Consider the following 15,745-nt stretch of genomic DNA (forward strand, 5'->3'; position numbering starts at 1 on the left):
TTAAAATATTAAATTTATGGATAAACTTATCATCATTAAAAATATTTTCTAATTTTAAAAAAAACACAAAACAAATATCTTCTATGTATAGGTTATTAAACCTTTTAAAAGCAATCAATTTATTGCTATAAAAATAAAAATCAGAATATCGAACACCACGATAAATTTTAAACCTATCATAAGCTTTAATATTTAATCCCTTATATTTATTTAAAAATATTGATTCAAAAATACTTCCAGCAAAATAATTAAAAATATTGTAGCAAAAATGATTTAGATTATTTAATGTCGATAATTCTTCATTTGATAAATTATATTTAACATCAACAGAACCTAGCCAAATTGAATCGTTTTCTCTATAAATTTTTAGATAATTAATTTCTAACTCTGCCAATAAACAAATTGAAATGTGACCAAATTCATGCCAAAACACTTTCTCTTTAAAATTATAATTTATCATCTTTTTATTTAAAATATGTTACTAATCATTTAAAATAAAGTCTAAATATTCACTAAACAACTTAATTTCGTTCTTATATTTTTCTGGAAGTTTTTTGACGTCATTATTTACAAGATATAATACTAAAAAAGAAATATGTTTTCTAAAAAACAAAAACTTATTGTTTGTTTCTTGAAAATCTGGATTGTAATAATCCTTTAAATTATTGCTTTTTAAAACTAAAATATCAAATAATTCATCTATTGTTTTATTTTCAGTTTCAATCCCAATTTTATTTAGTTCTTGGAAAATTGTTTTAGAATCTGTTTTTAAATTAATTATTTCTCCTTTGTCATTTTCAAAACAAATATCATTTAACTGTTTTTTTATATGGTATTCAAACTGCTCTCTTCTAGTAAGCTTATTATACTGTGCAATTGTCATTATTAATTATTTTTAAAATTAGAAATAAGTAAAATAAAAATTCATCTACTAACAGACTAACCATAACTTCAGTTATATCTTCAGTATTAAATAAATTAATTCCTTCTACCCTATCAAGATCTGTTTTGGTGTAAACGGATTGTGCATTCGAAGGAACCGATAAAACCAAAAAAAACGAATTGAAATACCATCCTAGATTTTCAAGAAACCATTGACATTAACAAATGGACTAATTACACTTTCTTGATAAATTGCAGCGCTAGTTAAAAAAACAATATGGGGTTTGTGTTAGTTCTTTTTTTTTAATTTTTTCGTAACCAACCTAAAATAGACGCCTTGTCTAATTCCCATTTGTTATTTACTTGTATCAAATCAATGGTTTCTCTTGAACTTCCAAAACGTCCTGGATTCTGTTGGATGATTTCGATTTCATCTTCCGATACTTTGGAAACAATGGCTACGTGACCGTAAGGATTAAAACTATTAGCGTCAAAAATGAGAATGTCATTGATTTTTGGTTTAGTAATACCTGGATTGGAAAACTGAACCAAATTCCTGTCGAGATTGGGTTCATTGTCCTTCAGATTTGGATTATAAAAATCTTTTGCGTGACCGAACGTATTTGGCATTTTGTGATTCAAGTGGTCGTAATAGTACCGTTTCACAAATTCTACGCATTGGTATTTAAGTCCGTAATTATAGCCATCTGCGCTACGATTTCTTCCTAAATTGGTAGCTGTACTGCCGTTGTAATAGACTGGAATGTTATTGAAACTGTCTATTTTTTTTCCAACTTTAGGTTGGTTTAAAATGTATTTTTTTGTAATACATTTTAACATTAATACTATAGCTAAACACATCACAGCAATGACTGCAGCACTTAAAATTCTATTTATTTTCATATTATTATTTTTGATTATCAATTGCCTTTTTAAAATTATAATGGAATATGAATTCATTTTTGTAATACACTAAATTTCCTTTGTACAAAGTGTTTAATCCCTTTGAGTCTGTAATAGCAACAACAGCTTGGTCATATTCTTCCACTCCTTTTTTTTTATGTATTTCAAATTTAACATTAGCCACTCCTTTTACTTCATTATAGCTATTAGAATAGTTCCAATCAAAATAATAAATCGTATAGAATTGGTTTACCATATCAACTTTAATATTCGTTACACTGCCCATACTGTGTGAGTTTTGAACTAAAATTACATTAGCAAAATCAATATTCCCATTGGACTCTTCCCAAAGTAAATACCTCTCATTCTCATAAGAATAATAACTATCTTCTTTGTTGTTATGACTGCTGTAGGTTACTTGAACCGCTCCAAAAATAGGATTGTCGTCTTGTGCAAAAGTTATTACATGAATTACTAGTGCTATTAAAATGTAAATAGTTTTCATTATAAAATGTTTGTTTTTTTATTTGATGAGTAGGTTTGTTTTATTATCAACGAAATATTGAATATTACCATTTTTATAAATTACTTTTCTGTTCCAATTCCCATCATCGTCATATTCATGTATGAAATTGATATTCTCAACTAATCTTTTTGAAGTACCGAACACCATTTGTTCTTTGATACAGTTGTTGTATTCGTCGAAAAAATACATCCAACAATGCTCTGGTTCTTTTTTATAATTAAAACGTTGCATCTCGATACAATTTCCATTACTATCGTATTTGTGTTCCCAAAATTGTTTAATTCGTTTAGATGGTAATTCAACCTCAACCAAAGTCATTAGTTTGTCATTATCATAATAGTATTCATATCTTTGGTAAGGGCGTTTGTCTTCTTTCCAATATTCCACTATTTTTTTGTCTTTTAGAAGCGTTGTTTTATCATAATATGAAGGTTTGTCAAATGCATAATGTAAACAAATGGTGCTGTTATTTTCATAGAAGTATTCTTCTTTTATGTGTTCTACTTCAAAATTGTCTGAATATGAAATGTAAGTTCGTCTTTTCAAAACACCTCCAACTTCATAATGATAGGATGTTTTTTCTACCAAATTACTGAACATGTTATGTTTGTACAATGCTATTGGCAATAAATCCATAAAGGTTGTTTTTTCTTCATAACCATTTTTAATTTCATAAAATAGTAACCCTTCTGGGTTGTATTTTTTTACAGAAGTGTATTTTGAATGATAATCAATACCATCTTCAGGTAACCAAATACCTGGTGTGACTTCTTTTGGTTTATATGCTAAATACTCGCAGTTCATACTTAAAATGTTACATGATACACATCAGATTCGTTTCTTGGCATGTTTCTGTACTCAAATGCTCCTTCTTCATCAATAATTTCTACAATATCAAAAGTGGTACAATCGGCAGGTAAGCCTTCAAACAATAAGGTAAAACTATGTTGGCCTGTTGGTCCAATAGGTTGCCATTTGGGATACATTACGATATTGAAGTGATGTAGTAATTTGCATTTATGCGAAGTCCCTTTCGGAATCAAGTAAATGGTTGGCCATACACGAATGGTATGAAAGTTTGGTATTCCTATTGCTGTTGCATGCACAATTACTTGTTTCTCCTCTTGGGTGTTGATTTGCTCCAGAAGTTCTGGAGCCATATCAATTTTTTCTTCTATTCCTGTTGCCATATGTTTATATGCTTTTTACAGTTGGTTGTAATGCTCAGTATTTTTTGCTATAATATTTCCTTCTACATCCAAGAGAACACCACCCGAAGGAATACTATTTAGTGTTGGTTCTTTATCTTGTTCAAAATAGTAGGCTTTGTTTGCATTAATGACTAAAGCCACTTTTACGTTTCTATTTTGTTTTTCACTTTCTTTTTGTTGTACCAAAGTGACATGCTCTACCATGATTTGTTCTATTTCCTCAGCTGTCATTTCTACTTCTGCATTTATAACAATCGAAATACCTGGTAATGCAATGGAAACGGGATTGATATGCACTGGAATTTGTGAAAAACAAGGTGAATTTTCCTGTTTGATAATCACATAAGGAAATCTACCATAATGGGTGGGAAAATTTTGACTAGTGAATTGGTGTTCGGCGGTTTCTTGCCATTCGAAATACGAGCAACGGAAATTGGCTAAATACTCACTTGTTTTGGTATTTAGTTCCGTATTCCATAGCAAAATATATTTTGCTTGTGTTTGGATGATAAAACTACCTGAAGCCTCTCCGATACTGAAAGCTTTTCCTGTAAATTCCAACTTTTCGTTGAAATACCAGATTTCGTATGGTTTACAATTGGTCCAATCTAAAAGTGTGGTGAGTTGGTCGTGTTGTATTTCTAAAAATACAGGATGTGTTTTGTCAAACGCAATATCGCTAAGACTTACGTTTGTTTTTTGGATGATGACGTGTTGCGCACCAAAGATTTTATATTCTTTGTACGTATTGTTATGAACTGGATTGTGATGTAAGCTGATGAAGTGGATATTAGTTGTTTTCATTTTGATGCGATTTTAAGATAACGGTTTGATTTACTAATTGAATTGGATTTTGTAATGATACGGATTTTAATGTGCCGTTTTGGTTGAATTCAACGAATGAATTGAGGTTCCATTTCCGTTCCAACATTTCCGAAATACACGATTTCAACAAATAAGTTCTAGCTGTTGTCCAGCCTTTTTTTTGGGTTTCCTGATTGAATACTTCGATGAGTTCTTCATCAGAAAGGGAATGGAAATTTGTTTTCCATTGGCTTTGTACTACTGCATAATTTAGCATAACATAACAAATTAAAAATTAAACAAAAGTTGTTATGTCGCATCAAAACGGTAAAAGAATTGTGGTTTCTCAACACATTTGAACGACTGTTCCGCATACTAAGCCACCGTGTCGTGAGTTGATCGGTTGGCTAGCCCGAAGGCTATCTGGATGCTGGGTACATAATTAAAGAAAAAAAATGAGATATGCAAATTTATTTAAGTACGTGTGTTAACTCTCCGAAAGCTGGAGGATACAAAGGTACTTTAGCTTCATCGTTAGTTGTAATGTAAATTTCTAATCTTTCGGCTAGGATTTTACATCCCTCATTGAAAATTTTAATATTTTCCTCTGTTGGTTCAAAAACTTTCACATAGTCACCTATGTATTTACCATCGACATGCCATGTTAATAGGTACTTGTAATAGCCTTGTTCCTTTATTAACTGAGCAAAACAAGTTCCTTCATCATTGGCAATCATACGTACTTTTAAAAGTTTAAAACTTACGTAATCGTTGACATCGTAAAGAAATGATTTTATTAGATTGAAGTTTGACATACTGATTAGTTTAAAATTCTTTTACAAATTTAAAACCGATGTGTGCAACAGAGCTGCATTAGTTTTCTTTAACCTATACCTGCATTATGATTTATCTCTTCAATTAATTGAATAACTTTAACTAGTTTATCTTCTTCTGGAAAAATACCAATAATACCATTGTCATCTTGGTCATTAAAAGGTGCTTGTGTCAACATGGTTTTATCAAGAACTCCGTTTTTGTTCAAATAATCGATGATTTTTTGAATGAAAGTAATTTGATTTGCGTTTAGATTTGCTTTTTGAATAAAGGTTGCAAAATGCTTTTGAGCTGCTTCAATGTCTAATCCAATTATCTTTCTAACAAACTTACCTAAAGGTTGTTCCTCATATTCCGTGAATAGACGGTCTTTACTTTCCGCTTCTTGCATAAGAAATTCTTCTAAAAGCTCAAGTTCTTTAGTTGTTACTGGAACATTTTTATACAGTTTGTCTATTACCAAATGGTTTTTATTTTTTCTAATGAAAGATTCTACACGGTCTTTATAGCTTTGTAAATTTGTGTATCCTATAAGAATATCTTTTTCTTGCACTTCGCCATGTGGCAGATCATCAGTGAAATCAGAATAAATCGGCTTCTCCTTGTTTTCGTCTTTTAGAAACTGAATTAAATTGCGAAGTTCCTCTCTTGTTTTTTCTAATTGATGTAATGAAATATTTTGCCAAAATTCATCTGCTATAACCGCATTAATCGTTGTCATTTTGCTGGCTACTGCGGGAATATTTCTTTTGGTAAACAACAAATTCGCAATATTATGAATATTCTCAATATAACGTACCTGTTTTTTACTTTGCTGTAAAATTGCCAATTCTAATTGATACACAATTAAATCAAAACGCTTGGCTAATTCATCAGTATCTTCTGTATAAGCAACTAAATGTGATAAATTTTGCTGTATGTCTAATACATCACTTTGGTTTATTGTATTCCAATTTTCTAAATTCTTATACTTATTTACATAGCGTAAATGTTTTTTTACTTCGAAACGATTCGTATCTAATTGATTGATTTTTTCAAATAGACTTTGTTTGTATCCTTCAGCTACCTCATCATCTTTTTCAGAAGCTTCTGGATTGTTCTGAATACTTACTATAATATCTAATTGCGCTTCAAACAATAATTGGTGTAATGGCTTTGCAACGGTAGGGTTATATCCATCAGGGAAATCTTCAAAAAACTCAAAGTTTCCACAAATGTCAAAGATTAAAAAGAATTCTTTGTCCTTACCTGGACCAAATATATTTGGACATAAACGTGTTCCTCTTCCAATCATTTGCCAATATTTAGCATATGATTTTACTTCTTTGAAGAATACCAAGTTTAATACTCTAGGCGCATCCACACCGGTATCCATCATATCTACTGAAACGGCAATTTGAGGATCTTTTTCATCACCTTTATCAAAACAAAAACGCTCTAGTAAATCTTGTGCTTTATCTTCGTAATTATCAATTACTCTAAGAAATTTGCCTCCGTATTCTGGATAATTTTTATTAAAACGTTCTTCTATAAAAATAGCATGTTGATGATTTTTTGCAAAAATGATGGTCTTTCCTAATTTATCACCGCTTTCAATTTTTTGACCATTTTGCATTAGGTAATCTAACACTTTATCAACAGTGTCTTCGTTAAACAAGAAGGAATTCACTTTACTTTTAGCAATTTCAGGAATACCTGTATCAGAATCATCTCCTTTTATTCCAAAGAGTTCTTCAAAGCGTACTTTATCACGCTCACTTAGTTCGGAATATTTTACACCTTTGCGTGGAAATTTTAGAGGAATTTTGAACGCTTTAGGTGGTACTAAAAATTTAGCTTCCACTGCTTGGTTTAGCTCATAAGCAAATGTTGGGTTATCGTCTTCAATTTGAAATAAATGATATGTATTTCGGTCTAAATCTTTTTTTGGTGTTGCCGTTAAGCCTATTAAAATGGCATCGAAATAATCGAAAATGGCTTGGTATTTTTGATATACTGAGCGGTGTGCTTCATCAATAATTATCACATCAAAATGACCTATGCCATAAAAACGTTCCTCTTTAGTTTTTAGGTTGTCAATTTTGTTCATTATGGTTGGATAAGTAGAAAAAACTAATCTAGTATTGTTATCTTCTTTTTCCCTGGTTAAATCGATTGCGCTAAGATGAGGTAAATGCTCTTTGAAGGCGTTTTTAGCTTGCGTTACTAATGCATTTCTATCTGCTAAAAATAAGACTCTCTTAGCCCAATTGCATTTGGTAAACATCTCCACCATAGCTGCAGCGGTTCTTGTTTTACCACTACCTGTTGCCATAACTAATAACGCTTTTCGATTTCTGCCTTTTAGTTTATTATCTTTTGTGATTACTAGAGTTTCTGCTACCCGTTTGATAGCTTCTAGTTGATACGCTCTACCTGCTATGTTTGTATTAACCGAAAAGTTTCTTACATCTAAACGTTCAAAACGTCTCTTCATTTGTACTTGTAATTCCTCTTTGGTGTAGAAACCTTGTACTTGACGTTCAGGATAAAAAGTATCATCCCATAAATACGTTTCATATCCATTTGTATAGAAAATAATAGGGCGTTGACCTGTTTTTTGTTCTAGACAATCGGCATATAAAGTAGCTTGATGCTTTCCTTTTTTGGCATCGTGTATGGTACTTTTTGCTTCAATGACCGCTAAAGGTTTACCATTATCATCCCATAAGACATAATCTACATAACCTATACCTGTTCGGTTAGTCGATACTGGCATACCTGAAACTTCGTATTCAATTTCAACACCTTGCCTAAGTTTTTTCCAACCTGCCTCTTTTAACAATAAATCTATTAGGACTATACGTGTTTCGTATTCAGATGTTAATTCTGGAACGACTTCTTGATTTTTATATGAAGTACTTCTTTCTTCTTTTCGGGAAGCTATAATTTGTAATTGGGCTTCGAGTTGTTGTTTTAACTTTTCATTTTCCTCTGCTAATACTGCTTGCTTTTTAGCTAACTTATTCGCCTGCTCGCGTTCTTTATCAAACTGTTCTGTTAGTACTTGTAATTCTTTTTTAGTCTTATCAGCCACATCACCGTAAGGTATATGGCGTTCATCAAAATCAGCAATTTCAGGATTTTCTTGGCTGTAGTATTTACTTAACCAAGATAGGAAGCGAAAGGAGTTTTTTAATGATTGAAGTGCTTCTAATGCTCTAATATTTTTTCCATGTGCTGCATTGTTACCATACAAACGAACAATATCCAACTCCATAAGCATACTTGGTTTGAGTATGGATTTGAAACTATCGTTATGCAATAAGGCCCCTAATTTGGTATCATAAGGCAATTCCAAATCTTCATCGTTTTGATACAACCAAAAAATGGCTTTTTCTAATGTACTTCTGCACAACAAAGCCGCATAACGCGGTGCTGTGAAGGTATGCTTTTCTGCTTCTACAATTTCTTTGTAGATATCAGAAAATTCTTTTTGAAGAAAATGAAAGTTACTATTCATAACAACTGAACTATTTGAATCAAAAATACTGTATTATTTTGTACCAGATAGCAATTTGTAAAGTATTTCTGCTTGGTTACTGCGTTTGTATTTTTGATCTTTATGTGTTGGTTTATCGGGAATCGTCATTTCTACCCATCCTAAATTAAGTAATGGGTCTAAGTATTTTTCTCTATTTTTGGTTTGGTTAGTTAAACCTAAACTTTCTAATATTTCTGCTCTCTTCTTTGGTTCACTTAGGATGTTAAAAATAACTATTACTTTGTCATGGAGCTCTTTCTCCATAATTTCTATAGCTTGGTTACTAGCTTGGTTACTCCATTGACTAAAAATATTAAAATCCTTATCATTATTGGACTGAGCTTGGTTACTAGCTTGGTTACTTAAGGTATTAAAAAAGGAACTAAGCTCCGCTAAATTGGAAAAAGGAACTGCACCTGTGTTGGTCGTTTTTTCTTCATTTGCAGATAAAAGCGTTAAGAAATACGTACTTTGGTCATCTGTTTCAAAAATGGGTTCAGGAGAATTGTTTTCCTTCATGGCGTTTCTAATAGTTGGAAAACCTGTACCGCGACCTTCTGTAAGATGTAACTCTTTGAGTAAATCGCCAATTCTACGGTTTCGGTAATCGCGAGCTACTATCCGTTTATTTTGTTTTAATATTTGTGCATCTACTGGAGGAACGGGACCTGGAAAACTAAGAATTTCGATTTTATTTGGCCAAATTTGAATTTCGATTGGCTTATCCATTTCATAACTTTTATGATACACTGCATTAGACAAAGCTTCTTCAATTGCCTCATATGGAAAATTGAAATAGCGATTTGCTTCGGCTTTGTATGTTACTTTTTCAATCTTTTCCTCTATTACATTGTTTTTAAAAAAATCTAAAACCGCTCTTAATTGGTGATGAATAGGTCCTTTGAAATATTTTTCGGAAAAATTTTTACCTGATTCGTCTTTATGAATTACCAATTCTATCCATGCACGGTCTATGAACATTTCAGGATTACGAGAAAAAAACAACACGCCAACATTTAAAGGGCGTAAAGCTTCTTTAGGGCCATTGACAATTTTCATATTGAGGCATAAATCTGTAAATGGAATCCTTTTGCTTTCTTCGTATAAGTCACTTTTTACTTCCTGAAGAAATGCTTGGATTAATCCTAAATCTAAATCTTCTATTTTCGCTTTTCCGTTTATTCTGTCATCAAAAGGAATTCGTGCTGTGAGTTCTTGTAAACGACGTAAGTTATCATCCTTTGCGATAATACTTCGAGAACCGAAACGGATGTATGGAAAGCGTTGTGCTCCTTTTCCTTGCGTACTAGGAGCAGTATATGGGCGATTATCACCAGCTGGACACCACAAGACTAAAATATGCTTTTCTTGTAATACATAAGGCTGCATTAGTGGAAAATAATTGGGTAACATTTGGTAAGCTAAACCTAAAACTTCACCTTGAATTTTATCTAAGTTTTCTGGAGCCAAACCAGTGGGCGGTAATACCGGTCTGCCCTCGTTTTCAGTAATACCCACAATAATATAACCACCACCCCAATTGTTAATATCATTAGCAAAAGCGCACATAGTATGAACGATTTCTTCAGGGTTCCAACCTTGTTTGAACTCTAATCTTTCCCATTCTATTGATTGACCGTTTACTAAATCGTTTATGTTTATTGGTAATGCCATTGTTATTTAAATTAATGAAAACCAAGTTTTATTCATTTTTCCTTTTTGAGTCATTATCTTGTTATCAGTGCTTTGATCTCTTACAAAGCTACATTAATTAACAAATCTAATATCTACATTTTTATAAACATTTTCAGCTTTATTTCACGAAAAAATGTTGTAATTATTCTTTACCTAATTTTACAATACGTTCTGCAACCTCGAGCACATCTTTGACTCCTAGATTTTCAATTTTGGAATTATTGGAATCTGTTTTAATTACTCTCTTTCTTAATGGGTCTTTATGGATTTCTTCTAATGCAACTTTAATGTAATGTATATATTCTCCTTTGTCCTCTGAAGGATCCTTTTTAAGTTGCTCAGAGAAACCTACTATAGACTTTGCTAAAACCATTTTATAGGCATAATCTTCAATAATATTTTTTTGTTTTACATATTGATTAGCGCAAAATACTGCTGCAACAATTGGTAAAGGTATTAATGCTATTCTTCCAATTATTAAATGAATTTTATCAGTTTCATCTGATGCTATCCAAATACCTAATCCAATTGCTATTAAAATAAACACAACGGCACCTGATATCCAAAAAATGCTTTTCCACCATTTACCAGCTTCTAAATGTTGAGTTTGGAAAGATTCACTTAGTCCTGAAGCTGTAGAATAGTTTAATGCTTTTTTTGCATCTTCAATAAGATTGTTAGCTTCTTCTAGAATTTTACTTCTTTCTTGTTCATATTCTAAAAGTTTCAGTTTATTTTCCTCTGTTAATTGTTCTAATTGACTTAAACGTTTATCTCTTTCCTGAACTTTAAGAGCGAAATTATCAATGACTTTTTCATTTGACATCACAGAATTATAACTTTCAACTATTGTTTCTAATTTATCATTCGCATCTTCTTTTATTTTTTCTAGAGAAGTATTTATTCCTTTTAGCTTTTCGGAATTTTCCTCAATATCGATTTTTACCTCATCTACTTCCTCTATTTTTTCTTCAAGCTCTTCGAATTTTTTATTTATGGCATCTAATTTTTCAGAAACTATGGTATTTGAATTTGTTGCCTTTTCTTTGATTTTGTTTATAAAGTCCAATGCTTCATTGAATTCATCACATTGTTCTAAGAGTTGTTTATTAACATCATGAAATAATTCCCACCTTTCGATGCTGTTACGAATATTAAATTTTCTCAGTTTAACTTTTAAATTATCAATATAATGTACCAAATTTGATGGTGTTTCCAAATAAGAAAATATATGATTTAAATCTTTTATAATCTCATTTCTTTCATCTAATGTTGAAACTTGTATAAAAATATTATGAGCTTTAATAAAATAGGAAATATCAACTAATAAAGCATCAAGACCTAAGTAAATACTTTTGCCAGTATATTCATTTTCGTTACCGTAATTTTTATTAGAAAATTGAGACGTGTTGATTGTTGCTAACTTCTCTTTAATCTTATCCCTGTATTCTTTAATGCTTTTGATAGATTGTGTTTCCATATTGATGCCTTAAATTACGATTAAACTAACTCCCCTTTAAACGCTCTTTGTAACAAACTAGCAAACAACTCCTCACTTTTTGCCAACTCCAACTGCGCTTGTTGTTTTTGGGCTTCTATAAGCGCTACGCGTTCTGCGAATTGGTTTTGGAGGGTAATATTTACATTAATAATATTTTCTTTATGAACAAGCTTTCTATCCAAAGTAGGAACACCGGCACCATGAGAAAATCTTTCTATTTTGAAATTTCTTAGCAAATATTCCAAATAAACTATATTATTATTGTTTGTTAAATATGAATATAAAGTTGTATTTAATGGCCAACATGGAACATCAACTTTATGAACAAATCCAATAGAACCTGAACGTCCTGTAATTAAACATGGTTCATTTCTTTTAGAAATATTATGAAAACCTAAAATACCATTCGAACCAAAAACTGGAATATTCCCATTTTCATTTCTTTCTTTAATTGGCAAATCATATCCTCTTTTTAAACTCAAAACTTGTTCAAAATTAACAACTTCCCACCCCTTCTCATTCTTCACCGGATCACCAAACATATCCAAAAACAAGCTTTGTGTTAGGGCATCGTATTTTTGTACAATGGCACGGTTGTTTTGTATGAGGGCATCGGCTTGGTCTAAAATAGTGGCTATTTTTTGTTGGGTGGCGAGGGGAGGGAGGGGGATTAAAGATTTTTTTAAATATTTATAATGTCTATTGTATCCAGTTTCAGGAATATTTAATGTTTTGAAAAAATAATAAATATACTTTTCAACTGCTTTCTTGTCTGATTTAGCTTTTAAAACTTTTGTTCCATCAGCACCCATCGCAAATTTAAAATCGATATATTTGATGATTCTTGTATGGTCACCAAAAACTATATAAGGATTGTTAGACTTTACAATTGTGTTTTCATTATTTGTATATCCAGCTATTAATTCTTTTCCTTGATCTACAACGGCAATTTTTCCAGAATTTAAGAAATCACTTTTTTGAGTTTTCATATTTCCAGCCGAAACATCAATAATAACATCATCATAATCTAAAACTTCCCAATCTTTTGGTAAATTTCTAAGATTATTAATATTTTGAATCAAACTATTTTCCATTACCCTAACATTTTTTCTAAGTCCAACAATTTTTTGGCATTATCCGCTTGTAAGGCTTTAATGTCTTGAATTAAAGTACTTGGTTTTTCGTATTGAACTTCTTCATATACCACTTCTTTGTAGCGGTTAATGCTGAGGTCGTAGTCGTTGGCTACGATGACGGCTTTAGGTACTAGGAAGGATTTTTTTGTTCTGTCTTTAAAGTGTTCAGTGTTCAGTTCTGAGTGTGCAGTTTTCCAATCGTTGAGTATAAACGGAATATCGCATTTGCCTGCTACTTCGTTGGCTACTTGTTCCGGATTGTGAAACATTTCTTCTAATTGTTCTTCTGAAATTAACGCGTTGCGTTTGTCGTCTAAGCTAAAACCATCGGCTTGCATGTCGTAGAACCAAACGTTATCGGTGCCTCCTGAGTTGGTTTTAGTGAATAATAAAATGGCCGTACTTACTCCAGCATACGGTTTAAATACGCCACTTGGTAACGAAATTACCCCTTGTAATTGTTGGTTTTCTACCAATTCTTTACGAATGTTTTTGTGTGCGCCTGAGCTTCCGAATAATACACCATCGGGTACAATTACAGCTGCTCTACCGCCTAATTTTAACATGCGTAAAATCAGTGATAAGAACAATAATTCTGTTTTTTTGGTTTTGGTAATTTGCAGTAAACTACTTTCTACCTCATCATAATCTAAAGCCCCTTTAAAAGGAGGATTAGCTAATACTAACGAATATTTTCCGTTAATGGTGTTGCTTTCCGCTAAGGCAGAACCGCCTACTAATTGCGGTGATTCGATACCGTGCAATTGCAAGTTCATGGAAGCAATACGCATCATGGAAGGGTCAATTTCCAGTCCGTTAAACATGTTTGTATTGTAATGCTCACGGAAGTCTTTATCCAGGAACAAATCGTTTTGTTTGTCGTGAAAGTATTGTCCAGCCGCTACTAGGAAACCTGCTGTACCTAATGATGGGTCGCAAATGGTATCGTCTGCTTTGGGTTGGGTTAGTTCCACCATCATGCGGATGATATGGCGCGGTGTACGGAATTGTCCGTTAGTACCTGCTTCCGCAATTTTACCCAACATGTATTCGTATAAATCCCCTTTCGTATCACGATTGTTCAAAGGTAATTTGTCAATTTGTTGCACGACTTTGTCTAACAACTTAGGGGTGTCAATCATAAAAGTTGCTCCTTTGATGTATTCGGTAAACTTACCTCCATCGGCACCTAATGTTTTCATAAAATCGAAAGCGGTTAAGTCGTTCAAATGACGTTGTGGTTTACGGAATAAATCAAACATTACTTCCGGATCTTTGTCTTTGAAGTAACTCCAACGTAGTTCTTTTTGGCTTTCGGTGTAAATAGGCTTTTTAATTGTGCCTCCAAGCATTGCAATTTCTTTCTCAATCAGGATTTGTTTATCGTCTAATTGTTTTAAGAAGATAAGGTATGTAAATTGTTCGATTACGGTTAATGGGTTTGAAATTCCACCAGTCCAGAAATCGTTCCAGATTTTGTCTATTTGAGATTTTAATTCGCCTGTTATCATGGGATGTAAATTTGTTTTGTAAAGTTATGGTTTATGTGTGCAGTGGAGGTGCGTTAATCTACCTTAATTATCGATTTGATGTGCGTTTTTGTTCCATCTGGACTTGGTTGAGTGATAATTTTAAGTTTACAACCAATAGGATATTTATTTTTTTCCATTTCAATTGGATGAATCCCTAAGGTTTTTGAGCCATCATTTGGTTGAAATGTTCCATAACCATTTGGTTGAATTTCTTTTAAGACACCCTCAATCCATTTTTCAGAATCTTCTGTAAAATTTCCAACTTTTTCCCAAAGATTCAAGTTTTCTTCAGGATTTTGATTTTTCTCTATAAAGTTTTTAAACCAAACAATGATATCAAAAAACGAGTAAATACAACTTTTGTATAAATAATCGTTTTTTAATCCTTTTAAATATTGAACGGTTTTTAATTTCAAGTTATCATCATCATGAGAGGCATCTTGAAGGACTTGTAGCAAATGATATAGATTAAATGCGACCAATGGATCGATAAAAATAGCGAGATGTTGAAAATCTTTATGCTTATTTGAAAGAAATAAACTACACCCATTTATCCAGCCTTTATTATCTTTTATTTCTTTCGGTATAATGTTTAGATCTGTCAATTTACTAAACATTCTCTCTAGCATTTGCCTGATTGAATTAATTCTATCTTCTGCATTATCTTCAGTTTTATTAGTATCCAAATAGGTTAATAAATTAATCATTCTTTCATAATTATCATTACCTAAAAAGCTATCATCAAAACAGGCTACAATATCTTTGTATTTATGTTTTAATGACTCAATATACTTGGTATCACATGCCTTTTTTAGAGCTTGAATTAATTTAGCTTCATCATTAGTTTTAATGAAAATTAATTCTTCACCTATCATACTTCTAACATTATTGTGTTCTTCATTACCTAAATAACCTGAAAGAACAAAAAATGGTAAAACTTCTTTTTCTCGATGATATGCTAGATATAAAATAGCATTGTAAAGTACATTCAACGAAGCTGCTTCGTTTTTTGATTCATTGACACCAAGAGCGTCCAAAATAACCGCATCATAATGGTATTTTGGTTTGCTTTCAATTTTATGTTTGAATTCTGTAAGAGTTTCTACATGATCCAATTCAATACCTTCTGCATAAGCAACATCAAAAAAAGCTTCAACTTTTTCAATTTCATCTTCTAACCAAAGTACTCTATACATCG

The 15,745-nt window shown here is 31.8% G+C and carries 15 protein-coding genes; all 15 read right to left on the reverse strand.

All coding sequences use genetic code 11. The annotated features are described in order from the left end of the window. A partial coding sequence (locus ACUSJC_RS03985; RefSeq protein ID WP_449268263.1) for a hypothetical protein occupies nucleotides 1-460 on the reverse strand: 460 nt, incomplete at its 3' end. Between the two features lie 21 nt (nucleotides 461-481). Further along, entirely contained in the window at nucleotides 482-883 is a 402-nt protein-coding gene (locus tag ACUSJC_RS03990; protein ID WP_449268264.1) for a hypothetical protein, read from the reverse strand. Nucleotides 884-1,185: 302 nt separating this feature from the next. After that, complete coding sequence (locus ACUSJC_RS03995) at nucleotides 1,186-1,785, reverse strand: CHAP domain-containing protein (RefSeq protein ID WP_449268265.1); 600 nt, start codon at nucleotides 1,783-1,785, stop codon at nucleotides 1,186-1,188. A gap of 4 nt (nucleotides 1,786-1,789) precedes the next feature. Beyond that, entirely contained in the window at nucleotides 1,790-2,290 is a 501-nt protein-coding gene (locus ACUSJC_RS04000) for a hypothetical protein (RefSeq protein WP_449268266.1), read from the reverse strand. 18 nt (nucleotides 2,291-2,308) lie between these two features. Continuing rightward, entirely contained in the window at nucleotides 2,309-3,115 is an 807-nt protein-coding gene (locus tag ACUSJC_RS04005; protein ID WP_449268267.1) for a hypothetical protein, read from the reverse strand. A gap of 2 nt (nucleotides 3,116-3,117) precedes the next feature. Further along, nucleotides 3,118-3,501: a hypothetical protein gene (locus tag ACUSJC_RS04010; protein WP_449268268.1), complete on the reverse strand. Its 384-nt coding sequence runs from the start codon at nucleotides 3,499-3,501 to the stop codon at nucleotides 3,118-3,120. Between the two features lie 15 nt (nucleotides 3,502-3,516). After that, a complete protein-coding gene (locus ACUSJC_RS04015) occupies nucleotides 3,517-4,326 on the reverse strand; it encodes a hypothetical protein (RefSeq protein WP_449268269.1) in 810 nt (269 codons plus the stop codon). Beyond that, the gene (locus tag ACUSJC_RS04020; protein WP_449268270.1) at nucleotides 4,313-4,603 is read right to left on the reverse strand and encodes a hypothetical protein; all 291 of its coding nucleotides are present in this window, start codon (nucleotides 4,601-4,603) and stop codon (nucleotides 4,313-4,315) included. Before ACUSJC_RS04020 ends, ACUSJC_RS04015 begins: the two co-directional genes overlap by 14 nt. A gap of 193 nt (nucleotides 4,604-4,796) precedes the next feature. Then, entirely contained in the window at nucleotides 4,797-5,141 is a 345-nt protein-coding gene (locus ACUSJC_RS04025) for a hypothetical protein (RefSeq protein ID WP_449268271.1), read from the reverse strand. A gap of 68 nt (nucleotides 5,142-5,209) precedes the next feature. After that, complete coding sequence (locus ACUSJC_RS04030; RefSeq protein WP_449268272.1) at nucleotides 5,210-8,662, reverse strand: DEAD/DEAH box helicase family protein; 3,453 nt, start codon at nucleotides 8,660-8,662, stop codon at nucleotides 5,210-5,212. A 33-nt stretch (nucleotides 8,663-8,695) separates the two neighbouring features. Further along, the gene (locus tag ACUSJC_RS04035; protein WP_449268273.1) at nucleotides 8,696-10,357 is read right to left on the reverse strand and encodes a Fic family protein; all 1,662 of its coding nucleotides are present in this window, start codon (nucleotides 10,355-10,357) and stop codon (nucleotides 8,696-8,698) included. 163 nt (nucleotides 10,358-10,520) lie between these two features. Next, entirely contained in the window at nucleotides 10,521-11,858 is a 1,338-nt protein-coding gene (locus ACUSJC_RS04040) for a hypothetical protein (RefSeq protein WP_449268274.1), read from the reverse strand. 20 nt (nucleotides 11,859-11,878) lie between these two features. Next, nucleotides 11,879-12,973 carry a restriction endonuclease subunit S gene (locus ACUSJC_RS04045; RefSeq protein WP_449268275.1) on the reverse strand — a complete coding sequence of 365 codons (1,095 nt, stop codon included), beginning with the start codon at nucleotides 12,971-12,973 and terminating at the stop codon, nucleotides 11,879-11,881. Continuing rightward, nucleotides 12,973-14,526 carry a type I restriction-modification system subunit M gene (locus ACUSJC_RS04050; protein WP_449268276.1) on the reverse strand — a complete coding sequence of 518 codons (1,554 nt, stop codon included), beginning with the start codon at nucleotides 14,524-14,526 and terminating at the stop codon, nucleotides 12,973-12,975. The genes ACUSJC_RS04045 and ACUSJC_RS04050 overlap by 1 nt, the downstream gene beginning before the upstream one ends. Nucleotides 14,527-14,579: 53 nt before the next feature. Then, nucleotides 14,580-15,743, reverse strand: a complete 1,164-nt coding sequence (locus ACUSJC_RS04055) for a hypothetical protein (protein ID WP_449268277.1) — start codon at nucleotides 15,741-15,743, stop codon at nucleotides 14,580-14,582. Nucleotides 15,744-15,745 lie beyond the last annotated feature (2 nt).

The sequence above is a fragment of the Flavobacterium sp. U410 genome (assembly GCF_053570605.1).

Excerpts from the sequence above, each read along its gene's own strand:
- ACUSJC_RS04000 (WP_449268266.1), bottom strand. The coding sequence starts at position 2,290 with ATGAAAACTATTTACATTTTAATAGCACTAGTAATTCATGTAATAACT.
- ACUSJC_RS04020 (WP_449268270.1), bottom strand. The coding sequence starts at position 4,603 with ATGCTAAATTATGCAGTAGTACAAAGCCAATGGAAAACAAATTTCCAT.
- ACUSJC_RS04045 (WP_449268275.1), bottom strand. The coding sequence starts at position 12,973 with ATGGAAAATAGTTTGATTCAAAATATTAATAATCTTAGAAATTTACCA.
- ACUSJC_RS04025 (WP_449268271.1), bottom strand. The coding sequence starts at position 5,141 with ATGTCAAACTTCAATCTAATAAAATCATTTCTTTACGATGTCAACGAT.
- ACUSJC_RS03995 (WP_449268265.1), bottom strand. The coding sequence starts at position 1,785 with ATGAAAATAAATAGAATTTTAAGTGCTGCAGTCATTGCTGTGATGTGT.
- ACUSJC_RS04050 (WP_449268276.1), bottom strand. The coding sequence starts at position 14,526 with ATGATAACAGGCGAATTAAAATCTCAAATAGACAAAATCTGGAACGAT.
- ACUSJC_RS04010 (WP_449268268.1), bottom strand. The coding sequence starts at position 3,501 with ATGGCAACAGGAATAGAAGAAAAAATTGATATGGCTCCAGAACTTCTG.
- ACUSJC_RS04015 (WP_449268269.1), bottom strand. The coding sequence starts at position 4,326 with ATGAAAACAACTAATATCCACTTCATCAGCTTACATCACAATCCAGTT.
- ACUSJC_RS04030 (WP_449268272.1), bottom strand. The coding sequence starts at position 8,662 with ATGAATAGTAACTTTCATTTTCTTCAAAAAGAATTTTCTGATATCTAC.
- ACUSJC_RS04005 (WP_449268267.1), bottom strand. The coding sequence starts at position 3,115 with ATGAACTGCGAGTATTTAGCATATAAACCAAAAGAAGTCACACCAGGT.
- ACUSJC_RS04055 (WP_449268277.1), bottom strand. The coding sequence starts at position 15,743 with ATGTATAGAGTACTTTGGTTAGAAGATGAAATTGAAAAAGTTGAAGCT.
- ACUSJC_RS03990 (WP_449268264.1), bottom strand. The coding sequence starts at position 883 with ATGACAATTGCACAGTATAATAAGCTTACTAGAAGAGAGCAGTTTGAA.
- ACUSJC_RS04040 (WP_449268274.1), bottom strand. The coding sequence starts at position 11,858 with ATGGAAACACAATCTATCAAAAGCATTAAAGAATACAGGGATAAGATT.
- ACUSJC_RS04035 (WP_449268273.1), bottom strand. The coding sequence starts at position 10,357 with ATGGCATTACCAATAAACATAAACGATTTAGTAAACGGTCAATCAATA.